Source organism: Desulfobaculum xiamenense (assembly GCF_011927665.1).
In the GTDB taxonomy this organism is placed as follows: Bacteria; Desulfobacterota; Desulfovibrionia; order Desulfovibrionales; family Desulfovibrionaceae; genus Desulfobaculum; species Desulfobaculum xiamenense.
On the sequence record NZ_JAATJA010000003.1, the window covers coordinates 174,333 to 198,474 of the forward strand.

A 24,142-nucleotide genomic window follows, 5' to 3' on the forward strand; every position below is an offset into this window, starting at 1 on the left:
GTTTGCCTGTGAATGCGTCGCGTCATGTCACGATCCGTTGAACAACCGTTTGGTGACGCGCTTATCCCCCGTCCGTTACATTCATGTGACATCTTTCCATCCCACCCGCAACGGCCGCAAAACGCACGCCACAGCAACGCGTCAGCGCTTGCGCTGGAGACGTGCGCGCAGCCAGATCGCGAAGAGATTCATGCCGATGACCAATCCAATGAGCACCAGCGCCGTTCCGTACTGCAACGGACGCGTCTTCTCGATCTCCGTCCCTGCGGTGGCGAGCACGTACACGTGATATGGCAGAGCCATGACGTCGCTAAAGACGGAATTCGGCATCTTCGGCGTATAAAACACCGCCGCGGTGAACATGATGGCCGCCGTCTCGCCCGCCGCGCGCGACAGGCCGAGGATGGACCCGGTCAACATGCCCGGAAGCGCCGTGGGCAGCACCACGTTGCGTACGGTCTGCCATTTGGTCGCGCCAAGGCCATAGGATGCCTCGCGGTAGGTGTCAGGCACGGAGCGCAGGGCCTCCTCGGCCGTGCCGATGATGACCGGCAGCACCAGCGCGCCAAGGGTCAGCACGCCCGCGAGGATACTCACGCCCATGCGCAGAAAGGTGACGAAGAAGGCCAAGCCGAACAGCCCGAAAACCACCGAGGGCACCCCGGCGAGGTTGTTGATACCCAGCCGGATCACCCGCACCAGTCGCCGCGACGTGGCGTATTCGTTGAGATACACGGCCGAGGCCACGCCCAGCGGAAAGGCCACCGCCATCGCCCCGAAGGACAGGATGAACGTGCCCACGATGCAGGGGAAGATGCCGCCCTCGGTCATGGAGTTGCGCGGCGCCTGCGTCAGGAACTCCCACGATAGCGCGGGCAGGCCGTTGACGAGCAGGAAGCCGCAGATGATGACCAGCGCGGCAGCGTTCAGCCCGGCGGCCGTGCGGAACATCCCGAACATGGTCCGTTCCGCCAGCCTGCGGCGGAGCCTACGCCCGGGGGCACAGGGCGACGCGGCCTCCACGATGCCCGCTCCGCACTGGGCGGATGCGCCGCCAGATGTCGTTTCGATACCCATTCGCACAGAGTCCTCCGGAATCTAGAGCGTCGCCGCGCCGACCTGCTTGTGCCGTTCGGCAATCTGGTCGGCCAGCACGTTGAACGCGAGTGTGAACACGAACAAAACGATGCCCGTGGCGAACAGGGCGTAATAGTGGTCTCCCCGGAAGGGAGCCTCCGCCATCTCCGCCGCGATGGACGAGGGCATGGGCCGCACCGGATCGAAGATGGAATCCGGGATCAGCCCCGCTCCGCCCGCCACCATGAGCACGACCATGGTCTCGCCGATGGCCCGCGACATGCCGAGAATCACCGCCGTGGAGATGCCCGACAGGCTCGCCGGAAGGATCACGCGCCACATGGTTTCCCAGTGCGTCGCCCCGAGGGCCAGAGAGGCCTCCTTGAGGTCCTTGGGCACGCCGAAGATGGCGTCCTCGGAAATGGAGCAGATGGTGGGCACGCTCATGAAGGCCAGCATCACGGCGGCGTTGAACAGGTTCAGGCCCGTCGCCACGTCGAAGGCATCCTGCAGAAACGGCGCGAAGACGACCATGCCGAAGAAGCCGATGACCACCGACGGCAGCGCGGCCAGAAGTTCCACGATGGGTTTGATGACCGCCCGCACCCGCCGCCCCGCTATCTCCGCCAGATACATGGCCGTCATGACGCCAAGCGGGATGGCGATGGCCGAGGAGGCCACCGTCACGCACACGGAGCCGACCAGAAGCGGGAAGATGCCGAAGTCCGGCGGATCGGCCGTGGGATACCACTCGCGCCCGAACAGGAACTTTTGCACGGGGTACACGTCGAAGATGGGCACCCCTTCCATGAACAGGAAGATCATGATCAGGGCCAGCACGATGATGGAGGTGAACGCGCACGTGGCGAATCCCATCCTGATCATCTTGTCCTTCTGCCTGCGTTTCACGGTCTGCGTCTCCCTACGGCCCTCTGCCGAGGGCGCTTTGGCCCCCGCACGCCCGACGAGGGGCGGACGGGGGCTTTCCATTCATGCCGAGACGCCGCGTCGTGGGCGTCCCGTGATCATCCTAGTAGAGGGGAACGTACCCGGCGTCCTTGACGTGCACCTGACCCTGACGGGGGTTCAGCAGATACATGACGAACTTGGCCAGTTCGCCCTCAGGCCAACCGTTGGTGAAGATGTAGAGGTAGCGGGCGATGGGATACTTGCCGCTGGCAGCGGTCTCGGGATTGCCTTCGATACCGCTGACCTTGAGTGCCTTGGTGGAGGCGTCGAGGTAGCCGTAGCCGATGTAGCCGATGGCGTAGCGGTTCTTGGACACGGCCTGCACCACCGCGCCGTTGGAGGCCTGAAGTAGCGCTCCGGCGAACACGCGGTCCTTGTGCATGATCTTCTCTTCCCACGTCTCGTAGGTGCCAGAGGACGTGTCGCGGGAGATGACCACGATCTCCTTGTCAGGTCCGCCCAGTTCCTTCCAGTTGGTGATCCGTCCGGCGAAGATGTCGCGAAGCTGCGTGTCGGAGAGATCGGCGACAGGGTTCGTGGGGTGAACCACCGGCACCAGCGCGTCGATACCCACGGCAAAGGGCACGGGGTAGACGCCCTTCTCCATGGCCAGCGTCACTTCCTTGCCCTTCATGAAACGCGAGGCCATGGCGATGTCCGTGGTGCCGTCGATGATGGCTTTGATGCCGTTACCGGAACCGCCGCCGGAGACGGAGATGTCCACGTCGGGATTGGCCTTCATGTAGGCCTCCACGCTCTTCTGCATGATGGGCAGCACCGTGGTGGAGCCCTTGACCGTCAGGCTTTCGGCCCACGCGCCCTGCGCCACGAGCAGCACCATGAATGCCGCTACGAGAAGCTGTCTGATCCGCATCGCTTTCCTCCAGAAGGTTTGTTTCATGAGCGTGACGATCCGAAAATGATCGTCGCATCGTCTAGATAGAAACCGCAGGTTACGGGCAGGTGACGGCAGGCTTGAAAGCGTGTGACATGTCGACGGGAAAAAGAAAGGCTGCGGAAATCGGCCCATCATACCACAGAGATGGGAACTCGAATATGGCCGATGCCAGCGCCCGCCGCGCGGACGCGAAAAGGCCCGCCGCGATGTCGCGACGGGCCTTTTGGATGCGAGATGTCGCGCCGGAGCGCGGCTAGCCGAGGGTTTCGAACTCGCCCTTCTGACGGTTCTTGCGCACGTTGTCCCAGCTGAAGATCTTGCCGTTCATGGTGATGTAGCTGCCGCGCGGCAAGAGCTGCACGGCGGAGAAGGCACAGCCGAGGTTGAACATGGCGTCGGAGTTGACGAAGGAGTACGGCACCATGGCTCCGAGGAGCACCACGGTCTTGTCCGTGACGGCCCGGCCGATGACGGCGGCCGTGTCGGCCATGGTATCCGTGCCGTGGGTAATGACGACCTTGTCCTCGGGACAGGCGCGCACCCGATCGAGAATAAGCTGGCGATCGGCATCGACCATGTGCAGGCTATCCTTGAGCATCACGGTTTCGATGGCGACCTCGGCAGTGCACTTGGCCTGCCGAAGAATGTCGGCGATGTGGGTCTTGGTGAAGACAAGCTCACCGTCGAGCTGGTTGTATTCCTTGTCCAGCGTTCCGCCGGTGACGAGAATGCGGATCATGCCCGATTCCTCCTGGGTTACATCTGCAGGCGCGCCGCGTCTGGCGACAGCCTGCGTTCCAGCCGGTTGGCATACACGCTCATCGTGTAGCAGCACACGAAGTACAGGAAGGCCACGGTGGTGTAAATCTCGAAGGAGTAGACCATGAGCCGGTTATCCAGCCCCTGGGCCACGAAGGTCAGTTCGAGAACGCCAATGACGTAGGCCAGCGAGGTATCCTTAAAGATGGCGATGAACTGGCCCACGATGGCCGGAATCATCTGCTTGAGAGCCTGCGGCAGAATGATCTTGCGCATGGTCTGCCAGTAGCCGAGGCCCGTGGACAGCGCGGCCTCGAACTGCCCGGCGGGCAGGTTCTCGATGCCGGAGCGCACGATCTCGGCGAGGTACGCGCCGGTGAAGATGGTCAGGGCCAGCGTGGCGCTCCAGAACACATCCAGATACGCGCCGGTAAGGATCGGAATGAAGAAGTAGATCCAGAAGATGACCATGATGAGCGGGTTGCCGCGGATGACCTCGATGTAGATCAGGCTCGGAATGCGAAACAGCACGTTCTTCGACGTGCGCCCAAGTCCCACCACGATGCCGATGAAGAAGCTCACCGAGATCGCGATGACCGCCATGAGCACGGAATACGACAGGCCGCCAAGCCCCCAGAACAGTTCGTTGGGATTGCCGTGGGGGAAACGCCAGATCAGGAGCAGCGGCAGGCTGTTGCCGATGACTTCCCAGTTGTAGTCATACAGGCCCACGCCAATGCGGTACACGAGGTAGCCCATGGCGCCGACGAACAGCGCCTTGAGCGCGAACACGACGCCGCGCCAGCACAGGGCCACGGTCCGATTGAGCGCGGCGCGCCCGGCCGAGTAGCTCGCACCGCCGAGGCGGCGTTCGCGCTGGCGCTTGCGCATGTGCCGACGCACCGGCCGGGTGAGCACGCGGATGCCGAGCGCGAGGGGATCGAGGAACAGGCCGAGGATGCGCTCCGGCATGCTGACGCGTCCGTCCGGGCTGATGCGCAGGCGCAGGTTCACGGCATTGAGCACCGCGGAGATGACCAGCGACAGGGACAGGTAGATCACGCTGGAGGCGGTGGACGCCTCGAAGCCCTTGAAGGTCAGGGACTCCACGTTCTGCATGGTCCACACCAGCTCAGACACGCCAACGACCATGGCCAGCGAGGAGTTCTTCATATTGTTGAGGAACTCGCTGCCAAGGGGCGGAATAATGGCGCGGAAGGCCACGGGCAGGATGATCTTCCACAGCACCTGCACGTAGGTGAGGCCGCTGGAATAGGCGGCTTCGAGAAGCCCGCGCGGGATGGACTGCAACCCGGCGCGGATGACCTCGGCCATGAAGGACGCGGTGTATATGGAGAGGCCAAGGGTGGCGCTCCAGAACTCGAAATTATGCGCGAACAGCCACTCGCGGATGTCCTCCGGCAGGGCCAGGGGCAGCGCGAAGTACCAGAAGAAGAGCTGGACCAGAAGCGGCGTGTTGCGGAAGAACTCCACACAGGCAGTGGAAAACAGGTAGGCGGGCTTGAAGGTGGACACCCGCATGAGGCCGAAGGCCGTACCAAGCGAAAGCGCGATGGCGGAACTGATGAGCGTGATCTCGATGGTGACCTGCAAGCCCTTGAACAGCAACAGGCCCATGTGTTCGCCATAGGTCTCGTTGGTGACGAAGAGCACGCTCCAGTCGAACTTGTAGCCGAATTCGAAGACGAATCCCCAGTAGTAGACCATCCCCGCAACGAGCGTGAACAGGGAGAGGTACTGCACCCAGGGCTTTTCCATCCAGTATCTGATCATGGGGCAACCGGTCTCTTTTGAAGATGCATGAGCCCGGAGGGCTCCGGGCTCATGCGGTTGGTCACATTGCGGTGAACGACGGATCAGCCTACGGCCACATCTCGATCTTCTCGGTCATCGGGAAGGCGTACGGGGTGTCGGGGCCGTACCACTTGTTGTAGATGTTCATGTAGGTGCCATCGCTCCACATGTCCTGCAGGGCGAAGTTGACGGCGTCACGCAGCTTGGACTCGTCCTCGGGCAGGCCGATGCCGTAAGGCTCGTCGGAGAAGAACTCGCCCACCAGCTCGTACTTGCCCGGCTCCTTGGCGGCGTAGCCGAGAAGGATGGTGGAGTCGGTGGTGAAGCCCTGCACACGGCCCATCTTCAGGGCGTTGAACGCGGAGGCGTAGTCCTGGAAGGAGATGACGTTCTTCTCGTAGTTGGGATCGCCAAGCTTCTTCAGAAGAGCCTTGATGTTCAGCTCGGACGTGGTACCCTGGGTGGTGGCGATCTTCTTGCCAACGAAGTCGTTCCAGGTGGTCATGGTGCCCTTCTTGGCGAGGACCTTCTGGCCGTCGAAGAAGTAGGTGATGGAGAAGTCGATGGACTTATCGCGCTCACGCTTGTGGGTCATGTTGGCGACGGAAATGTCGATGCGGCCCTGCTGGAGGAACGCGATGCGGGTCTTGTCCGTCACAGCGACGCGCTCGAGCTGGCAGCCCATGCGCTTGGCGACTTCCTCGGCGACGTCCACGTCGAAGCCGACCCAGTTGTTGTTCTCGTCGTAGAACGCACCGGGGATGGAGTTGGTCATGATGCCAGCGCGAAGGACCTTGTTCTTCTGGATGTTATCCCAAACGGATCCGGCAAAGGCTGCCTGAGCGGTAAACAGGGCGGCCACGCAGGCCACGGCTACGAACTTCCACAGTTTCATCCCTTCCTCCATGCAATGAATAGTGTGAGATTCCGATTGCAAAACCAGCCGAAACAAAAAACCTGACCCCGGGCGAAAGCCCTAGTGGGTCAGGATCTTGCTGAGGAAATCCTTGGTGCGGTCGTTCTGCGGGTTCGAGAAGAACTCGTGGGGCGTGTTTTCCTCGATGAGCACACCGCCGTCCATGAAGATGATACGATCCGCGACCTCGCGGGCGAATCCCATCTCGTGCGTGACGCAGACCATGGTCATTCCTTCACGGGCCAGGGTCTTCATCACGTCGAGCACCTCGTTGATCATTTCCGGGTCCAGAGCCGAGGTCGGCTCGTCGAAGAGCATGATGCGGGGCTTCATGGCCAGTCCGCGAGCGATGGCGACACGCTGCTGCTGACCGCCGGAAAGCTGGCAGGGGAAATGCCCGGCCTTGTCGGGGATGTTGACCTTGGCCAGAAGCTGCATGGCCAGATCCTCGGCGTCGCGCCGTTCCATCCCACGAACCATGATCGGCGCGAGGGTGATGTTGTCGAGCACCGTCATGTGCGGATAGAGGTTGAACTGCTGGAAGACGAAGCCGACTTCCGCGCGCAGCATGGTCAGGTTCGTCTTGGGGTCGTTGACGTTATGGCCGTCGACGACGATGTCGCCCTTCTGGATGGGTTCGAGCCTGTTGATGCAGCGGATCAGCGTGCTCTTGCCCGAGCCGCTGGGACCGCACACAACGACGACCTCCCCCTCCTTGATGTGCAGGTTGATGTCCTGCAGGACATTGAAGTCGCCATACCATTTGTTGACACGGCTGAAACGAATCAAGAAGAGCCTCCAGAAACTGTTTTGCCTCCCCAAAAGGGGAAACGAGTTTCAATACCAGAGTATAATGTGCGTCGCAACATGCCGCAAAGCATGCATGACGTGCGCATTTTTCGCCTTCAACGGATTCGTGGCAACTACAGGCATTCGCCGAGCACGTCCCGGATATCGGCGGCAAATGCCGATACGTCTTCCGGTGTCGTGTCGAACGAGGTCATCCAACGGACCTCTACTGTCTCCTCATCCCAGACATAAAAGAAGGATCGCTTCTGCAAAGGCTCCACGGCCTCGCGCGGAATGCGCGCGAACACGGCGTTGGTCTCCACAGGGCACGTCAGCTCAAGGCCGGGCACGTCGCGAACGCTGTCCGCCAGAAGCCGCGCCATGGCGTTGGCGCTACGAGCGTTGTCGAGCCACAGCCCATCGGTGAGATAGGCCTCGAACTGGGCCGCGATGAAGCGCATCTTGCTGTGCAACTGCATGCACTGCTTGCGTACGTAGGGGAAGTCTCCGACAAGGGAGGAATCGAAGAGGACCACGGCTTCGCCGAACATGAGGCCGTTCTTGGTACCACCGAAGGACAGCGCGTCCACCCCGGCCCGCACGGAGATGTCCGCGAGGGAACACCCGAGGGCCGCAGCGGCGTTGGCGAGACGAGCGCCATCCATATGGACCAGAAGACCATGATCGTGGGCGAAATCAGCGATGGCCCGGATGTCGTCCAGGCTGTAGACTGTGCCGAATTCCGTGGCCTGTGTGAGGGTCACCACGCGCGGCTGCGAGCTGTGCTGGAAGCCAAGGTGGTGCAGTTTCGGAGCGATGCCCTCCGGCGTGATTCTGCCGTCCACCGAGGGAACGGGCAGGAGCTTGGAACCCGAAACGCATTCGGGCGCACCGCATTCGTCCACGTTCGCATGTGCGCAGTCCGCGCAGATGATACCGTGGAACGAACGCCGCATGGCCGAGAGCGCCGAGACGTTCGCGCCGGTCCCGTTGTAGACGAAGAAGACATGCGCGTTCGGTCCGAACGTGTCGCGAAACGCCCGTTGGGCGGACGCGGTGATCGGATCGTCGCCATAGGCCACGCAGTGGCCCGCATTGGCGCGCGTCAACGCTTCCATCACGCGGGGATGGACGCCGGAGTTGTTGTCGCTTGCGAAGGTTTTGCCGCCTAGCATACGTCCTGTTTGTCTTGGGAATCGAAAGTGTTGCGTCGAATCGAAGGGCCATGTGTACTCGGAATCATCCCCGAGGTAAAGCCACCCGCCTCCCGATTTACGCCGTTCACGGATTGAGCTGCCGCTCGCCCGGCAAAAAGATTCCATTGCGCCGGGATGTTGCGCGCTTTCAATTTCGAAAGGCGCACCTATCGAAAAACTCGGAGAAATGCGCACGATCATGAAAAAGGGCGGCGATTCGCGAGAATCGCCGCCCCTGAAAACGCTTTGGCAACGCAGGACTACTTCCTGCGCAGCTCCTGACATTCGTTGAGTTCCTTCACCAGCTCCACCATTTCCATGGTCTGATTCACCCGCCACGAGAATTCCTCGGCGGAGAAGGGCTTAGCCAGGAAGTCGTTGGCTCCGAGCTTGAGGAACTTCGCCGTCATGGCCGATCCACCCGCTCCGGAAATGCCCACGATGGCCAGCGAATCCTTCTTGTGCGCCTTACGCAACTCACCGCACAGCGTGAAGCCGTCCATGCGCGGCATCTCCCAGTCCGTCACCACGAGGCGCAGGTCCGGAGTGGCGGCGACAACCTCCAGCGCCTCCTGCCCGTCCCCAGCCTCCAGCACCTGAAAATTCTGGATTTCGAGCAGGTTGCGAACGAGATTTCTGGCCGCGCGGGAGTCGTCCACCACAAGCGCCTTGAGAAACTGGTTCTTGAACAGGCGGGACAGGGAATCCACCACGCTGTCGAGCACCACGATGCTCTCCTTGAGCACGTAGTCGGCCACGTTGCGCTCAAGCAGGCTGTCGCGCACCTCGTCGTGGAAGGTCGCCGTAAGCACGATGCTCGGCAATCCATAGGACATGGTGAGATCGACAGCCTCGCCGTCCGGGGCGTCCGGCAGATTGAGGTCCACCACGGCCACGAAGAGTTCCTCACGCATCTCGGCGATGATGCTCTTGGCCTCCTCCAGCGTCCCGGCCCAGACCGTGCTGAAGTTCGTCACCCCCTCGATGTGGCGGGAGATGATCTTAGCCTGCACATTGCTGTCCTCGATGACGAGCACCCGCATCGCGGGCGAAACTTCCGTATCCTGAACCATGATTTCCCCTTCATCGGCGGTTTGGGCGCGTGCGCCCGGCCGGAATTGCGTATGGTCCCACCATCAGTCTATGCCAGATTTCACACGACAGGAAAAGACCGGTCATCCCTATCAGGGACCGACCTGCGCCAATTCCTTTCGGTAGGCCTCGACGCCTCCGACGATGCCGTCGGCCACGCGATCGAGGTAGGCGTCGCTGCGTAGCCACTGGGCTTCCGTGGGATTGGAAATGTAGCCGGTCTCCACGAGGATGGCGGGCATGCGCGCGCCGATAAGCACGAAGAACGGTGCGCTTCGGGAACCGTGGTCCCGAACGCCCTTGTATTTCCTGCGCAGCGTCGACACGCAGTTCTTCTGCACGTGCTTGGCCAGCACCTGCGATTCCTTGATCTTGAAGCTGTGCACGAGGTCCATGACGATCTTCTGCGTATCGCTTATGCGCACGGGATCGACGTTGTTTTCCTTTGCCGCCAGCCGCAGGACGATGTCATTTCGCGCCTTGCCAAGGTAGTACGTCTCGAATCCACGCACGGACGCATCGTGGTTGGCGTTGCAGTGCAGGGACACGAAAAGGTCCGCCTTCTTGAGGTTCGCGGCCATGGCCCGGTCCTCCAACTGCACCTTCTTGTCGCCGGTGCGGGTGTAGAGCACCCGGTATCCCCTGGCCTCGAACTTCGCGCCAAGGATGCGCGACAGACGCAGGGTGACGTCCTTCTCCTTGGTGCGGATGCGGCGCTTGTTCTTGCCCCCGCTCTTTACCGTCTCGTAGTCGAGCGCACCGGGGTCCTTTCCGCCGTGGCCAGCGTCGATCATGATGGTCTGGATGGTCATGCCCAGTTGGGAGAGCACATCCTTGGCCACCTGCTTATCCTTGGCCGTGGGCTTGTGCGGCGGCTCCGGCGTCCGGCGTGGCGCGGGCTGAGCCACGGCCACCGCCGTGGGCGCGGACGGCGCGGCCCCGTTCTCGCCGAACACGTCGATGACGATGCGGAACGGATTTTCCAGTGTAAACAGGTGGTACTTGTTGAGCTCCTGAAAATCGAGAACCACCCGTGCCGTCTGCGCGTCGTTCTGACCGGCGCGAACCCCGCTCAGGATGCCATCCTTGACGTCCACCCGCGCCGCGAGGTCCGGGGCGAGGCGAGTGCCATGCAGGTCGATGAACATGCGGTGCGACTTGGCGTGCTGGGGGTCCGGCGGCAGCGTGTGATCCTCGAAGCGCACCTCATGGTCGATGTCGAGCACTACGCGCGTGAAATCGTCACCGCTGCTGTGACGGACGTCCGTGAGGCGCGCCACGCCGCCGGAGCCGCCGGAAGTGCCAGACGGCGTAACCGCGACCGGGGCCGCAGCCGGGGCCGACGGGGCGCTCGTCGCTCCGGCGGAGTCCATCTCGTCCAGAATCCTGCGCGCGGCAGCCCGCTGGTCGCCATCGGCAAACTCGCGCACCACCCGCAGCAGATCGGCGTAGGCCTGATCCTCGTCATGCAGGTAGGCGAATTCCACGTGGCCCTTGCGGTACAGGGCATCATCCCGCCACGAGTCCGCAGGATCAAAGAGGTCAAAGGCCCGCTGATAGGCATCGGCGGCGGCCTGAAAATCATCCTTGCGCTGGGAGCGCCGTCCCAGCTCGACGTAGGTGTGCCCCTCGAAATACGCGCTGCGTCCGGCGTAGGTTCCGGCGTCGCGCACGGCGGAAAGCTCGGAGAAGGTGCGGGCCAGCCGCAAAAAGGCATCCCGCCCGGCCTTGGAATCGGCCTTGAGCGCGCGGTGGCGCTCCACGGCGGCGGTGTAGTCGGCCCGGACCTTGGCGGGCACGGGGCGCGCCTTCTGCGCGGCTGGCGCAACTTTCGCCGCCGGTGCTGCGGGCTTCTCGTCCCTTGCCGGAGCGGCCTTGGACGTCGCACCCTCGCCCCGAATCTCCGCCAGCAACTTGCGCGCCGCAGCGACCTGATCGCCCCCGGCATGATTGCGCAAAATGAGCTTCAGATCGGCCTCGGCCCCGGCGCGGTCGCCAAGACGGCCGTAGGCGAGAGCCGCCTTGCGGTACAGGCAGTCGTCCACCCAGCTATGCCCGGCCGGAAAGCGATTCGCCGCGCGCTGGAAGGCATCCACGGCGCGGCGGGCGTCGGACTTCAGCCACGACTTGAGGGCCAGCTCCTCGTGGCAGCGGGCCATGTAATACAGGGATTTTGGCGCATAGGGGCTGTTCGGGTCCATGTTCAGCACGCGCAGAAACCGGGCATGCGCATCGAGCCACATGTCCTTGCGCTGTGACAGGCGCTGCGAATCGGACACGGTCTTGAAGCGCGCCAGCGCATCGGTGAAGGCCTCGCGCTGACCGGCCGCGTGGGCCACCCCCGTAAGGGACAGCACCAGCGCCGCCGCCAGAACAAGGGCGACACAGCGGCCAAGGGCGCGCGCACCAAGGCGCGAGGAAAGCGTGGCGAACATTACATGAAGCATGGACACCGTGCGAACTGCCGAAAAGGATGAACCGGCGTTAGCGCCGGACAGAAATGTTTCGTTTTGAACTTCGCTCATATACCCGCGTTTGCACCTTCTTCGCAAGTCCGGCGGGATGCTGCCCGCCGCATGGGATGCCGCACCGGAATCCGGACCGATCAATCGCGCACGACGACGGTCCGGCCAATGGGAGCCAGCGAGATGACGGCCAGCTTGAGATGCTGCCAGCCGAAGGGAATGCCGATGATGGTCACGAAATTGGCGAAGGCCGCCAGAAGATGGCCGATGGCCAGCCAGATGCCGCACAGGACGAACCAAATGACATTGCCCACCAGTCCGAGGGCTCCGGTTCCGATGTCCTCGCGCCCGGTGACGTCCTGCCGATCCATGACCACGCGCCCGAAGGGCCACAGCGAAAAGGTCCCGATGACGAAGCAGGACCGCGCCCACGGGATGCCGATGATGGTCAGGATCATGATGACGCCGGAGAGCCACCAGCCGATGGCCATCCACAGCCCGCCAAGCACCAACCACAGAACATTGAGCAGAAAACGTATCATGCGTGTCTCCGAAAAATCGTCCGGACCGCCGCGCTACACGGAGGTCAGCCCCTCGCGGATGGCGTACTTGGTCAGCCCGGCAACGGTCTTGATGTTGGTCTTGGTCATGATCTGCCGCCGATAGGTTTCGACGGTCTTCACGCTGATGTGCAGGATTTCGGCGATGTCGCGCGTGGAATGCCCCTCGGCGATCATCTGGAGCACCTCGCGTTCGCGCCCGGAGAGCGCGCACGGCGCGGCGTCGTCCGGCCCGCGCAGCCCGGCCACATAGTCCTGCACCACAAATTCCTTGAGCGGACGGCTCAGATACAACTCTCCGCGCATGGCGAAGCGGATGGCCTCGGCCAGTTCGTCGAAACAGCACTCCTTGAGCAGAAAGCCCTTGGCGTTGTTGCGCAGCATCTCGCGCACGAACTGCTTGTCCCTGTGCATGGACAGCGCGACCACCCGCACCTGCGGGTGCGACTCGGCGATGCGCTGGGCCGCGTCCAGCCCGTTGAGGCCGGGCATGCTGATGTCCGTGACCACCACGTCGGGGCGCAGGCGCTCCACCATGTCCAGCAGTTCAAGCCCGTCCGCGGCCTGCCCCACGACCTCCATGTCATCTTCCTCGTGGATGAGGGAGCACAACCCCTCCAGAAAGACCTTGTGGTCGTCGGCGATGACTACCCTGATGCCCATGTCGTCTCCCGCTTGATTGTCGCTACACCGGAACCCACACGTGGACCACGGTCCCCCGTCCGGAACCGGGCGTGATGGCCACGTCGCCCCCCATGTGCCGCACGGATTCCTGAATGGTCAGCAGGCCGAATCCGCGCTGGAATCCACTACGAGTGCGCGCCACATCCCCAAGCCCCACGCCGTCGTCGCGCACGAAGACATTCAGCCGGTGAGCGTCGTTGGAAAACAGGACAGAGGCCTCCCGCGCCTGCGCATGCTTGATGACGTTGGTCATGAGTTCGCGCACCACGCGAAACAGGAGCACCTTCAGCCCGTGATCCGAGATGCCGAGGGTCAGCTCGTCACGCACGGAAAAACGCAGGCCGTACTCGGCCGAAAATTTCTCGCCCAGCCATTCCACGGCGGGCACCAGCCCCAGCGTGTACAGCGTCGGCGGGCTGAGTTCCCAGACCAGCGTCCGGGTCAGGTTGATGGCGCTGTCGATCTGCCCTTCGAGGTCGGCGAACAGCGCCTTCTGTTTCTCGTCTTGCAGACGCTTGCGGATGAGGCACAGCTTGATTTTCGACGTCGCGAGAATCTGCCCGAGGCTATCGTGCAACTCCACGGCGATGATCCGCCGCTGGCGCTCCTCGGTCAGCGCCAGTTGGCTCGACAGGGCGCGGATATCCTCCATGCTCCGCTTGGCACTGGTGATATCCTGCGAAATCCACACGACCTTGCGCGGTCCGCAACGCCCTTCCGAGAGCGGCATCACGCGGCCCTCGAACCACAGGGAACGCTCACCCCGGCGCACCTCGTATTCGAGGACCTGCAACGCCCCGCAATCCAGTGCGGTCTTGAGCTTCTGCACCATTCTGCCCGCAAGCGGCTCCACAAACAGCTCGTCCAGCCGCCGCCCAACGGGCGACACGACGTGGCAATGGTCCAGCAGGTCCCCACGCGAGGTGATCACATCAAGACAGACGCCGAACTCGTCGAAGACATAATACAGGCTCTGGGTGGCATAGAAGATGGATTGCAGGTGTTCCTTGCTCTTGGTCAGGTTGCGCTCGGCCACCTTGCGCTCGGCAAGCTCCAGATGCATCTGGCGGGTCCGGCGGCGCACGTCGCGCTTGAGGGCACGGTTGCGCAGGCCGACGAGCAGGACAGTCACCAGCGCCCCGCCCAAAAAAAGCGCGGGATTGCCACACAAGAGCTGCCGGATCGTCCACGGCTGCGCACCGTCGTCGGCCGCACAGGACTCAACCGGCGCGAGGCTGGCAACACCAAGCACGGCGCAGAAAAGGAACAGGCGGGCAAGCCATGCGCGCCGAAACGGAAAAGGCTTTAACCCCTCGAAAAACGTCTTCATGTCATAATTCATTACATTGCAGCGCGGCAGAGTCGCCTTCGAACAGCACCGCCTCTTCGCCGCGTCCCTTCTACCCTCACCGCGACGCCGAGGCAAGTAGCCCTCCCCCTGCGGCGCATCCGCAAGGGCTTGTCCCGCGCCCTTTCCGGACCCCCCTCAGGGAATCCCCGAGGGCAATGTCCGTTGTTCCCCGATTGTCCCGCACCGCTCGCGGACGTACCACTTGAGGCACGCTCAGCCGCTTCAGCCCGCCCGATTTCCGGACCAAGCCGACCCGGCGACGTCATCACGACATCATGAGAATCCTGCGCATCAACACCCGCACCCGCACATTCGCCTTCGAGTCGGCCTCGCCCCTCGGCGGCCTCGGCGGGCGCGCCCTCACCGCCCGTATCATCGCAACGGAGGTCGTGCCGGACAGCCATCCGCTGTCTGCGGCAAACAGACTGGTCCTCGCGGCGGGCATCCTGTCGGGCACCAGCGCGGCAAGCTCTGGACGCATATCCGTGGGCGCGAAATCGCCCCTCACCGGCGGCATGAAGGAAAGTAATGCTGGCGGCCAATTCGCCCGCCACATGGCGCGCCTGGGCCTGCGGGCCATCATCATCGAAGACAAGCCGGAATCCCCTGCCGCGCCATGCATCCTGCACATCTCGGCCCACAGCGTCGAATTCCGCGACGCAGCCGAGCTGTCCGGCCTGCGCAGCTACGCGGCGCAAGAGCGCCTATGCGCGCTCTACGGTCCGCACGCAGTTTCCGCGCTCATCGGACCGGCCGGGGAACAGTGCTTGAAGGCCGCAACGATCCAGTTTTCGGATTCGGACGGTCTCCCCTCGCGCGCGGCAGGGTGCGGCGGCATGGGCGCGGTGATGGGCAGCAAAGGCATCAAGGCCATCGTCCTCAACGACGACGGCGACGAGCATGCGCCAGTGGCCGACCCGGAGGCCTTCCGCGCGGCGCGCCGGGAATGGGCCGGCATCCTGCACGACCAGCCCGCGCCCGACGCGGCCAGCCCCAGTTTTGGCACGGCCGCCCTCGCGGACCTGCTCGGCCTGTCGAACCACGAGGAACCGCGCCATCGCATCGAACCCTTCGAAGGCGCATCCCGCATCTGCGGCGAAACGCTGGCCGAGGCCATCGACGCGCACGGCGCATCGACCCGGCGCGGCTGCCACTCCGGCTGCGTGATCCAATGCTCGCGCATATTCACCGACGCCAACGGCGCATTCGTCACCAGCGGCCATCCGCACGAAACCATCTGGCGCTTCGGCGCGGATCTGCTCATCGGCGATCTGGACATCGTGGCCCGCATGGATCGCGCCTGCGACGAGCTGGGCCTCGACTCCCTCGAAATGGCCCGCACCCTCGCCATCGCCATGGAGGCCGGGCTAATCATGTGGGGAGACGGCCCCGCCGCCCTGCGCATGCTCCTACGCGTCGACGCCGACGAACAACTGGGGCGCATGCTCGGCAACGGCGCAGCATTCGCGGCGGCGGCATTCGGCGTCACGCGGCTCCCGTCCCTCGACACCCTGCGCATTGCGAAGGGCGATCCACGAGCCGCCAAAAAGCGCGAACGCATCCACCCTGCCGCAGGCCCAGCCTCTACCGACACCACCGTCGCAAGCATCGCCTCCGACGACACCCTCGGCCACGACCCGCACATCGCCACCGCTGCGGCGGACTCGCTGGGGCTGTGCATCTTCGTGGCCTTCGCCGTCATGCGCGATCCGCGCGGCCTGCCATGCATGGCCCGCATGCTTACCGCGCTCACGGGTTCCGAATGGACCGAGGAGCGCCTGAAGGCCCTGGGTGCGGACTGCCTCTCCGACGAAAGAAATTTCAACGAACGGGCCGGCGCGGACGCCGGTGCCGCCACCGACGCTCACCATCATTCCGTCGCCACCGACGGCACTCCATGGAGGAAAAACCAATGAAGATTCTGCGCATCAACACCCGCGAACGCACCTTCGCATTCGAAGAGATGGGCGACTACGCAGGCCTCGGCGGCCGCGCCCTGACGTCCCGCGTCATCCGCACCGAAGTCCCCGCGGACGCGCATCCCCTGTCCAAGGAGAACAAGCTCGTCTTCGCGCCGGGCCTGCTCTCCGGCACCATGGCCGCCAACTCCGGGCGCATCTCCGTGGGCGGCAAGTCCCCGCTCACCGGCACCATCAAGGAATCCAACTCCGGCGGCATGCTCTCCCAGAAGCTCGCCAAGCTCGGCCTCGGTGCCGTCATCCTCGAAGACAAGCCCGAGCAGACCGCAGCCTTCGCCGCCATCCGCATCCACAAGGACGGCGTGGAGTTCTTCGACGCTCCCGACCGCGGTGGCAAGGACAACTACGAGTACCAGACCGTGCTGAACGACTTCTTCGGCGGCAAGTGCACCGTGGCGCTCATCGGCACCGCTGGCGAGCAGTGCCTACAGACAGCCACCATCCAGTTCACCGACCCCTACGGCAACCCGGCCCGCTCCGCCGGTCGCGGTGGCATGGGCGCGGTGATGGGTTCCAAGCGCGTGCGCTGCATCGCCGTGGACAGCACCAACGCTGACGAGATCGACTACGCCGACAAGGAGGCCTTCAAGGCCGCCAACCGCCGCTGGACCGAAATCCTCAAGACCCACCCCGTCACCGGGCAGGGACTGGCCGGATTCGGCACCGCCATCCTCGTCAACATCATCAACGAGGCGGGCGCACTGCCCACCCAGAACTTCCGGCGCGGTCAGTTCGAGCACGCCGCCGACGTCTCCGGCGAGAAGATGTCCGAACTCATCGAAAAGCGCGGTGGCAAGGTCCACGAGGGCTGCCACCCCGGCTGCGTCATGCACTGCTCCCAGCGCTACGTGGACGAGAAGGGCAACTACGTGACCTCGGGCTTCGAGTACGAAACCCTGTGGGGCTTCGGCCCGAACTCCCTCATCCACGACCTCGACCTCATCGCCGCCATGGACCGCCTGTGCGACGAAAAGGGCATCGACACCATCGAGATGGGCAACACCGTGGCCATGGCCATGGAGGGTGGACTCATCCCGTGGGGCGACGGCCCGGCGGCCTACGAGCTGCTGAAGAAGGTCGGCACCGCTGATCCGCTCGGCCGCATCATCGGCAACGGCACGGGCTTCACCGCCGCAGCCCTCGGCGTGGACCGCGTGCCCGTGGTCAAGAATCAGGCCCTGCCCGCCTACGACCCTCGCGCCGTCAAGGGCGTGGGCGTGACCTACGCCACCAACCCCATGGGCGGCGACCACACTGCGGGATACGCCGTGTGCCAGAACATCCTCAAGGTCGGCGGCGACGTTGACGCCCTGAAGTCCGAAGGCAACGTGGAGTTGTCCAAGAACCTCCAGATCGCCACGGCGGCCATCGACGCCTCGGGCATGTGCCTGTTCGTGGCCTTCGCGGTCCTCGACACGCCCGACGCCATGCAGGTCATGTGCGACCTGCTCAACGCGCGCTTCGGCGGCTCCATCACCCCGGACGACGTGCTGGCCCTCGGCGTGCAGACCCTCAAGGACGAACACTCCTTCAACGCGGACGCCGGCTTTACCAAGCACGACGACCAGCTCCCCCGCTGGTTCCGCGAAGCCCTCCCGCCCCACAACGTCACCTGGGACTACACCGAGGACGACCTCCAGGCCGCCAAGACCTTCAACTAGCCAATTCGAACCACACCGGAAGAATTCCGGGGACGCATAAAGAACCACCCCGGTCAGGCGAAAGCCTGGCCGGGGTGTGATGCGTTTTGTGTGGGGAGTGAACGAAGAGTTTCACGTCTGCATTTGGTGCGGCCGCTAGTCTATCTATACCTAATTATTTTGGCCGCGGCCTTTTCCAGAACGCATCTCACACTCTGCGCGCTACTTGTCTACAGTCAGCACATATTCTATCGACTCTGCGGGCCAGAACCTATACATCCACTTCTCATACCGCTCCAAACTCGCGCAGGAACGATTCACCACACGCTTTTCAAAATTATTCCGCAGGAGTCTATCCGCAAAGTTGCGTTTCGTTTGTCCCATCTGATAAAACGAAACATGAACATGCTCCAAACGAAAACGAGCATGTGTGTAAAAATCTGGAACCTTCCGCCGAAAAGGCTGACTGCTCTCTTGCACGAAATAACACATTGAATACAGACCAAAGAGGCGTACGTGTGTCGGGTCGGAGTAGCCATACTGATTCGAGAAATGCGGCACGCTAATTTCAAGCGTCGCACCGGGGGCGCATACCCGATAAAGCTCTTCCATCAATCCCATCAGGTTGGCAACATGCTCAAAGACCTGATGGCTGTATATTTGGCGCACCGAGTTATCAGGAAAGGCACACAGCGGCTGATTAAGATCAGCGACGATATCAACATTGTCCAAAGGAACGATATCAAGATTGAAGTATCCTGGACGGTTCCTTTTTCCGCATCCGAGCTGAAGATTGAGAGAATCTCCTGACTCGATTGTCTTGCGCACCGCATCCGAAAGAATCATCATCCCTCCATCGCGCACAATCTATCATCTCGCAATCTTAACGGCACTACCTGCCCGCGACAGCATAAAGAACAGTTTCGAAAAAACCTCTATGATAATGCCTCATATTAAAGCGGTATCCAGGAAAGGCCTCCAATATAACGGCCGGAATACGTGTCAAATCATCAAATCGATGATATACCGATATTGCAAGCTTCGGCCTATAACGCGCAATTGTTTCCGATGCCCCAAGAAGAGCCTTTTCTTCTGCTCCTTCAATGTCCATCTTTATAAAATCAACGGATCGCAATCCATTTTCAGCAACATAATCATCAATTGTCTTCAATTTTACTTTTTCAAACTCGGGGCATTCCCGCTCGAAACATCCCCCTGTCAACGACGAGCACCCGGAATCGACAAAAATATCAGCTATTGCCGAGCAATCCCAAGCGCCATACGGAACAACAAAAACATTGCCAGGTCCGCCCATCTCCTGCAACACAGAGAGGATGCTCCGCCGATTCTCCTCTACAGGCTCAAAGACGTGAATCTCGCCACCAACTCCAGCCTGACGCCAGAATTTACACATCGTATCACCGTAACAGCCGCCTATATCAAGAACGACATCATTCTCAACGACAGAACAGAAAGGCCCAAGATCATATTGACCACACCCCAAACTGCCCAAATCAAATTTCGAAAATTGAAACTGCCCATACTCTTCGCGCATCGCGGCCACTCCGGCCGCATGTTGTTCTCGAGACAATGGCGATGGGAAAACAGACAACGCGACATCACCAACCAGCGCAAGTGCCATCCTGCTCCTTATGCACCAATCGAAAACATCTCGCGATTCCTGATCCTCCAACCTATTATAAAGCGTATCAAACGACTCGGCATCTCGGATAAGGGCATCAAGAGTCCCAAAAGCCATATCCTGCTGCCAAGACGATAACGAATCGGAATAAGCTTTGGGGACAAGCTTGTATCCCCACTGCTTTCTCGCCATCCTATTTACAAATCTCGCCCAGTAGGACGGCAACCGATCAAGACGCCGAGGCAGAACAGACTCATACTCGCGCCTCGCAAATGCTCCCAACACATCGTGAACAAGATTTCGCGTATGTGACAACTCACACCTCATATTTTTAACAAACCCCAGCCCCACCTACTCTTCCGCACTTATCCTTCGAGCTTCCTCGTCGCTAATGTTCTCCGTAAACTGCATGTCGTACAGCTTGCGGTACAGCGGGCAGGAATCCAGCAGCTCGTCGTGGCGTCCCACGCCGACCACACGTCCCTTCTGCATGACCACGATGCGGTCCGCGTTGAGGACCGTTGAAAGGCGGTGGGCGATGACGATGCTGGTGCGATCCTTCATGAGATTGTCCAGCGCCTTCTGAACGATGCGCTCGGACTGCGTGTCGAGCGCACTGGTGGCCTCGTCGAGGATGAGCAGCGCCGGATTCTTAATGAGGGCGCGGGCGATGGTGATGCGCTGCTTCTGGCCGCCCGAGAGCTTGATGCCATGCACGCCGCAGACCGTGTCGTAGCCTTCAGGCAAGCCCTCAATGAATTCGTGGGCAAAGGCGGCTCGCGACGCGGCGAGCATCTGCTCCTCGGTCACGCCTTCCACGCCGTATACGATATTCTCGCGAATGGTCATATTGAACAGGAAGGGCTCCTGCGAAACCATGCCGATGTTACGCCGCAGGCTACCCAGCGAGTATTCCTCAATGGGCACACCGTTGAGGCGAATCTGTCCCTCGCCCGTATCGTAGAAGCGCGGCAACAGGTTGACCAGCGTCGTCTTGCCCGAGCCGCTGGGGCCGACAAGGGCCACGCGCTCGTTGCTGCGCACGATCAGGGACATCTCGCGAATGGCAGGTTCGTCCACCGTGGGGTAGGTGAAGCTCACGGCATCGAGTTCCATGCTCTCGATGGGCAACTGGAGTTCCCGGCCACCGGCCACCTCGGGCACGATCTCGTGGGAATCGAGAAGACCGAACACGCGCTCGGCGCTGGCAAGGGACGCCTGAACAGTCTTGTTGGCCTCGTTGATCTTCTTGACCGGCTCGTAGAGCATGATCATGGCCGTCACGAAGGAAAAAAACGTGCCGGGCGTAGACATGCCCTGAAGCACGCGACTGCCGCCGTACCACAGCACGCCGCTGATGGCCACGCCACCCAGAAGCTCCATGATGCGCGTGGACAACTCGCCAGCCAGAATCTGCTTCTTGGAGAGGCGTACGATGCCGTTGCTCTCCTTGCGAAATTTCTCGATCTCCATGGCTTCCGTATGGAAAGCCTTGATGGTGCCGACACCGCTCAGGCCCTCCTGCACCACGGAGTTGATATCCGCCCCCTGCACCTGCAACTGGCGGCCAAGCTTGCGCAGGCGCTTGCCAAGGGCAACGATGGGATAGATACACACGGGAAACACCAGAAGCGCGATGATCGCCAGCTGCCAGTCCTGATAGATGACTACGCACACGAGGCCTATGCAGGAGATAAACTCGCGAATGCACATGACAAGCGCGGGGGCGCTTTCGCGGATGCCGTTCACGTCACCAAGGATACGCGACATAAGCATGCCGACCTGACTTTCCTCGAAAAAACGCATGGGCAGGCGGATGATGCGCTCGAACATGTCGTTGCGCAGCGTCTCCAGCACGCACAGGCCAGAGTAGTTCATCAGGTAGACCTGCAGAAACCGGAAGACGCTCTTGACGATGATGACGCCCAGAAAGGCCAGCGGAACGAGAAGAAGCGCCGTCTCGTCCTTCTCGACGAAAATGTTGTCCATGGCGGGTTTCACGAGATACGCCGTGGCCGCATTGGTGCCGGAGACGACCATCGCGGACAAAACGCCAATGATAACCTGCCACTTGTAGGGCATGAAATAGGAAACGCAGCGCTTGAGAAGATGCCGGTTTCCAAAGTGCTTGATCGTTTTCAGATTGTACTGGGACAAAAAAGAAATCTCCTTTTGATACGGCACGCGGACGGGCGAGGTTTGAGCTGCCGGACCGAAAGCGTATGCGATTCTCGAAGCATGATATCAGCGTGACGGGCGGATGATCGGGCATCATGCAGACGCTCTTCCCGCATCCGGACCGCAACGCCGCGCCCAACACGCAACACACGTCACCGCGGTCGCATCGTGGACATATCGCGAATCCGTCGATAGGATGCATGCGCACCAGCGGTGCCCATTGCGGCCAAATCGGAAGCCACTGTGTCCCCGCCCCTTCGGCGCAAGCCTACATATCGCAATGGGGACCGGACACGCAAGCGACCATATGCGCAACCAGCGGACAGGACCATGTTCAAATTCATCGTCATCGCCTTCTTTCTCATCTGGTTCATGGGCCTGTTTCTCGGGCGCAGGCATCGGATCATACGCAGTACGAAGCAATTACTGCACCTGCTTCTGTGGGCCTGCTTCAGTTTCATCGGCACGACGGCCTTTCCGCGTCAGGAACTGCTCGCCTCCAACCGCCTGCTGCACGGCGTGGTCATCGTCGCATGGATTGCGGCATGCTGGTGGCTGGCCAGATTCGTTGCCGACATGCTCGAAAGGACCCGCAACTAATCCCCTTTGCGAGGGCGACACCCCACGGCTTCACGCCCTCAAACTGCGTCACCCATTTCCGCCCATCCCCTTCACCCCATCCCCTCTCCCGATATCCTCCGCGCCTCGCCGCCCCCATGACGAAAAAACGGCGGCCTCCCTTCGGAAACCGCCGTACGCGTCATGCCGTCAGTCTACCAGAAGCCCCGCCGTCTACAGCACGGCGGCGCGGATGGTCTCTATGCCCACACGCTCCACGAAACGCGCGGTGCGCTCGCGCTTGTTGGCGTTGGCGCGGTAGTAATCGAGAAGTTTGGCGGTCAGCGCCACGACCTCCTCGCGCGAGAGGTCCTCGGCGATGGTGTCGGCAATGCGCGCCCTGTTGCCAGCGTTGCCGCCGAAATGGAGATTGAACCCCTTCTTGCTGCCGGTAATGCCCACATCGCGCACCTTGCCCTCAGCACAGCTCAACGGGCAGCCCGACACGCCGAACTTCACCTTGGCCGGAAAATCCACACCGATGTAGGCCTTCTCGATCTCCGCGCCAAGCGAGAGCGAATCCTGCACGCCAAGGCGACACACCGAGGTGCCGGGACAGGCCTGCACGTAATGGACGCACAGCTCCGTGGCACGGCCGATGTCGCGGCCGAGATCCTCCCAGATGGGGTCGACGTCCTCGCCCTTCATGCCCACAAGGGCGATACGCTGGCCAGAGGTGATCTTGACGATGGGGATGTCCCACTTCTTCACCACGCTGAGCAGGCGCTCCAGAATGTCCGGAGACAGCATGCCCATGGGCGTACGGGGAACGATGGCGTAGGTTTCCTTGTCGCGCTGGAGAATCGCGCCCTCGGGCGCTTCGGTCACGGTCATGATTGCGAATCCTCGTGCTTGCCCTACGGCTTGACCACGGTGAGCAGCATCTTGAAACGCTTCTCGGCCCGCACGCCGTGGGGAATGTTGGCGGGCATGACAATGCACTGCCCGGTTCCGATTGCATGGTCCACGCCGTCGATGGTCACGACGGCCTCTCCGGCCAGCACCTGCACCAGCGCGTCGCCGGGAGCGCTGTGGGTGCTGATGCTCTCGCCGGCATCGAAGGCGAAGACCGTGATATTCACCGTATCGCGCCGCGCAAGGGTGCGGCTGACGACCTGCCCCGGAGCATATTCGACCAGCCCCTCGGTTTCCAGAGTTTCCGCGAAGGGAATATTCCTGATGAGATGTTCCTGCGTCATAATTCCTCCCGCCGGGGGCATCCCGGCATGTCGATGATGTGCGTTCATGCGTCCCGACCATGCCACGCCCCCGAATCACCGGCATTGACCTGCGTCAATACCGCTGGGATAATCCCCTGCCCGTGACAGTGGCAGTGGTGGACCGATCGAGGGAATTTTCGAGCCTCCGGCGGCCGGGCTCTGCCCGGACCCGGTCAAGGGGGTGACCCCCTTGACAATCCTCACTAGGGCTTCATCGTGCAAAGCCGTACGGTGCGCCTAGGGCACCCACGGTTATCGCCTATCGGGGTTCCAAGGGGCCAGCGGCCCCTTGGC

21 protein-coding genes are annotated in these 24,142 nt (G+C 62.0%); 3 read left to right on the forward strand and 18 right to left on the reverse strand.

The window, feature by feature from the left end:
* Positions 1 to 141: 141 nt before the first annotated feature.
* The 13 genes from pstA to GGQ74_RS13695 all read right to left on the reverse strand — a co-directional run bounded on the left by pstA (position 142) and on the right by GGQ74_RS13695 (position 14,550).
* A complete protein-coding gene (gene pstA / locus GGQ74_RS13635; protein ID WP_167942229.1) occupies positions 142 to 960 on the reverse strand; it encodes a phosphate ABC transporter permease PstA in 819 nt (272 codons plus the stop codon).
* Between the two features lie 138 nt (positions 961 to 1,098).
* Positions 1,099 to 1,962, reverse strand: coding sequence for a phosphate ABC transporter permease subunit PstC (pstC, locus tag GGQ74_RS13640; protein ID WP_167942230.1), 864 nt, complete (start codon positions 1,960 to 1,962; stop codon positions 1,099 to 1,101).
* 145 nt (positions 1,963 to 2,107) lie between these two features.
* Positions 2,108 to 2,920: a phosphate ABC transporter substrate-binding protein gene (locus GGQ74_RS13645; RefSeq protein ID WP_167942147.1), complete on the reverse strand. Its 813-nt coding sequence runs from the start codon at positions 2,918 to 2,920 to the stop codon at positions 2,108 to 2,110.
* Between the two features lie 277 nt (positions 2,921 to 3,197).
* A complete protein-coding gene (locus GGQ74_RS13650; protein ID WP_167942148.1) occupies positions 3,198 to 3,683 on the reverse strand; it encodes an asparaginase domain-containing protein in 486 nt (161 codons plus the stop codon).
* Positions 3,684 to 3,700: 17 nt separating this feature from the next.
* A complete protein-coding gene (locus tag GGQ74_RS13655; RefSeq protein ID WP_167942149.1) occupies positions 3,701 to 5,497 on the reverse strand; it encodes an amino acid ABC transporter permease in 1,797 nt (598 codons plus the stop codon).
* A gap of 88 nt (positions 5,498 to 5,585) precedes the next feature.
* Positions 5,586 to 6,413: an ABC transporter substrate-binding protein gene (locus GGQ74_RS13660; RefSeq protein ID WP_167942150.1), complete on the reverse strand. Its 828-nt coding sequence runs from the start codon at positions 6,411 to 6,413 to the stop codon at positions 5,586 to 5,588.
* Between the two features lie 81 nt (positions 6,414 to 6,494).
* Positions 6,495 to 7,223 (reverse strand): amino acid ABC transporter ATP-binding protein, encoded by a 729-nt coding sequence (locus GGQ74_RS13665; protein WP_167942151.1) that lies wholly within the window; start codon positions 7,221 to 7,223, stop codon positions 6,495 to 6,497.
* 134 nt (positions 7,224 to 7,357) lie between these two features.
* Entirely contained in the window at positions 7,358 to 8,398 is a 1,041-nt protein-coding gene (locus GGQ74_RS13670) for a threonine aldolase family protein (RefSeq protein WP_167942152.1), read from the reverse strand.
* A 281-nt stretch (positions 8,399 to 8,679) separates the two neighbouring features.
* The gene (locus GGQ74_RS13675; RefSeq protein WP_167942153.1) at positions 8,680 to 9,492 is read right to left on the reverse strand and encodes a response regulator; all 813 of its coding nucleotides are present in this window, start codon (positions 9,490 to 9,492) and stop codon (positions 8,680 to 8,682) included.
* Positions 9,493 to 9,603: 111 nt separating this feature from the next.
* Positions 9,604 to 11,958, reverse strand: coding sequence for an N-acetylmuramoyl-L-alanine amidase (locus GGQ74_RS13680; protein WP_167942154.1), 2,355 nt, complete (start codon positions 11,956 to 11,958; stop codon positions 9,604 to 9,606).
* 158 nt (positions 11,959 to 12,116) lie between these two features.
* On the reverse strand, positions 12,117 to 12,518 hold the full coding sequence (locus tag GGQ74_RS13685) for a YccF domain-containing protein (protein ID WP_167942155.1): 402 nt from the start codon (positions 12,516 to 12,518) through the stop codon (positions 12,117 to 12,119).
* A gap of 33 nt (positions 12,519 to 12,551) precedes the next feature.
* Complete coding sequence (locus GGQ74_RS13690; protein WP_167942156.1) at positions 12,552 to 13,199, reverse strand: response regulator; 648 nt, start codon at positions 13,197 to 13,199, stop codon at positions 12,552 to 12,554.
* 22 nt (positions 13,200 to 13,221) lie between these two features.
* The gene (locus GGQ74_RS13695; protein ID WP_167942157.1) at positions 13,222 to 14,550 is read right to left on the reverse strand and encodes a PAS domain-containing sensor histidine kinase; all 1,329 of its coding nucleotides are present in this window, start codon (positions 14,548 to 14,550) and stop codon (positions 13,222 to 13,224) included.
* Between the two features lie 296 nt (positions 14,551 to 14,846).
* Between GGQ74_RS13695 and GGQ74_RS13700 the strand changes: the two genes are divergently transcribed.
* Together GGQ74_RS13700 and GGQ74_RS13705 are read left to right on the forward strand one after the other, a co-directional pair.
* On the forward strand, positions 14,847 to 16,487 hold the full coding sequence (locus GGQ74_RS13700) for an aldehyde ferredoxin oxidoreductase N-terminal domain-containing protein (RefSeq protein ID WP_167942158.1): 1,641 nt from the start codon (positions 14,847 to 14,849) through the stop codon (positions 16,485 to 16,487).
* A complete protein-coding gene (locus GGQ74_RS13705; RefSeq protein WP_167942159.1) occupies positions 16,484 to 18,211 on the forward strand; it encodes an aldehyde ferredoxin oxidoreductase family protein in 1,728 nt (575 codons plus the stop codon). Before GGQ74_RS13700 ends, GGQ74_RS13705 begins: the two co-directional genes overlap by 4 nt.
* A gap of 201 nt (positions 18,212 to 18,412) precedes the next feature.
* Here the strand turns inward: GGQ74_RS13705 and GGQ74_RS13710 are convergent, their stop codons facing one another.
* From GGQ74_RS13710 to GGQ74_RS13720, 3 genes are all read right to left on the reverse strand, one after another.
* Positions 18,413 to 19,036, reverse strand: coding sequence for a class I SAM-dependent methyltransferase (locus tag GGQ74_RS13710; RefSeq protein ID WP_167942160.1), 624 nt, complete (start codon positions 19,034 to 19,036; stop codon positions 18,413 to 18,415).
* Between the two features lie 46 nt (positions 19,037 to 19,082).
* A complete protein-coding gene (locus tag GGQ74_RS13715) occupies positions 19,083 to 19,832 on the reverse strand; it encodes an FkbM family methyltransferase (RefSeq protein ID WP_167942161.1) in 750 nt (249 codons plus the stop codon).
* A gap of 351 nt (positions 19,833 to 20,183) precedes the next feature.
* A complete protein-coding gene (locus GGQ74_RS13720) occupies positions 20,184 to 21,989 on the reverse strand; it encodes an ABC transporter ATP-binding protein (RefSeq protein WP_342448625.1) in 1,806 nt (601 codons plus the stop codon).
* Between the two features lie 351 nt (positions 21,990 to 22,340).
* Between GGQ74_RS13720 and GGQ74_RS13725 the strand changes: the two genes are divergently transcribed.
* Entirely contained in the window at positions 22,341 to 22,610 is a 270-nt protein-coding gene (locus GGQ74_RS13725; protein ID WP_167942162.1) for a hypothetical protein, read from the forward strand.
* A gap of 192 nt (positions 22,611 to 22,802) precedes the next feature.
* On the opposite strand, the gene GGQ74_RS13730 is transcribed toward GGQ74_RS13725, so the two are convergent.
* Positions 22,803 to 23,456, reverse strand: a complete 654-nt coding sequence (locus tag GGQ74_RS13730; RefSeq protein WP_342448628.1) for a nitrite/sulfite reductase domain-containing protein — start codon at positions 23,454 to 23,456, stop codon at positions 22,803 to 22,805.
* Positions 23,457 to 23,485: 29 nt separating this feature from the next.
* Entirely contained in the window at positions 23,486 to 23,827 is a 342-nt protein-coding gene (locus GGQ74_RS13735) for a cupin domain-containing protein (protein ID WP_167942164.1), read from the reverse strand.
* Positions 23,828 to 24,142: the final 315 nt, after the last annotated feature.

Bases quoted from the DNA above. Each gene is read 5' to 3' on its own strand.
- pstA (WP_167942229.1), bottom strand. From the start codon at position 960: ATGTTCGGGATGTTCCGCACGGCCGCCGGGCTGAACGCTGCCGCGCTG.
- pstC (WP_167942230.1), bottom strand. From the start codon at position 1,962: ATGATCAGGATGGGATTCGCCACGTGCGCGTTCACCTCCATCATCGTG.
- GGQ74_RS13645 (WP_167942147.1), bottom strand. From the start codon at position 2,920: ATGCGGATCAGACAGCTTCTCGTAGCGGCATTCATGGTGCTGCTCGTG.
- GGQ74_RS13650 (WP_167942148.1), bottom strand. From the start codon at position 3,683: ATGATCCGCATTCTCGTCACCGGCGGAACGCTGGACAAGGAATACAAC.
- GGQ74_RS13655 (WP_167942149.1), bottom strand. From the start codon at position 5,497: ATGATCAGATACTGGATGGAAAAGCCCTGGGTGCAGTACCTCTCCCTG.
- GGQ74_RS13660 (WP_167942150.1), bottom strand. From the start codon at position 6,413: ATGAAACTGTGGAAGTTCGTAGCCGTGGCCTGCGTGGCCGCCCTGTTT.
- GGQ74_RS13670 (WP_167942152.1), bottom strand. From the start codon at position 8,398: ATGCTAGGCGGCAAAACCTTCGCAAGCGACAACAACTCCGGCGTCCAT.
- GGQ74_RS13675 (WP_167942153.1), bottom strand. From the start codon at position 9,492: ATGGTTCAGGATACGGAAGTTTCGCCCGCGATGCGGGTGCTCGTCATC.
- GGQ74_RS13680 (WP_167942154.1), bottom strand. From the start codon at position 11,958: ATGCTTCATGTAATGTTCGCCACGCTTTCCTCGCGCCTTGGTGCGCGC.
- GGQ74_RS13685 (WP_167942155.1), bottom strand. From the start codon at position 12,518: ATGATACGTTTTCTGCTCAATGTTCTGTGGTTGGTGCTTGGCGGGCTG.
- GGQ74_RS13690 (WP_167942156.1), bottom strand. From the start codon at position 13,199: ATGGGCATCAGGGTAGTCATCGCCGACGACCACAAGGTCTTTCTGGAG.
- GGQ74_RS13695 (WP_167942157.1), bottom strand. From the start codon at position 14,550: ATGAAGACGTTTTTCGAGGGGTTAAAGCCTTTTCCGTTTCGGCGCGCA.
- GGQ74_RS13700 (WP_167942158.1), top strand. From the start codon at position 14,847: ATGAGAATCCTGCGCATCAACACCCGCACCCGCACATTCGCCTTCGAG.
- GGQ74_RS13705 (WP_167942159.1), top strand. From the start codon at position 16,484: ATGAAGATTCTGCGCATCAACACCCGCGAACGCACCTTCGCATTCGAA.
- GGQ74_RS13710 (WP_167942160.1), bottom strand. From the start codon at position 19,036: ATGATTCTTTCGGATGCGGTGCGCAAGACAATCGAGTCAGGAGATTCT.
- GGQ74_RS13715 (WP_167942161.1), bottom strand. From the start codon at position 19,832: ATGGCACTTGCGCTGGTTGGTGATGTCGCGTTGTCTGTTTTCCCATCG.
- GGQ74_RS13725 (WP_167942162.1), top strand. From the start codon at position 22,341: ATGTTCAAATTCATCGTCATCGCCTTCTTTCTCATCTGGTTCATGGGC.
- GGQ74_RS13735 (WP_167942164.1), bottom strand. From the start codon at position 23,827: ATGACGCAGGAACATCTCATCAGGAATATTCCCTTCGCGGAAACTCTG.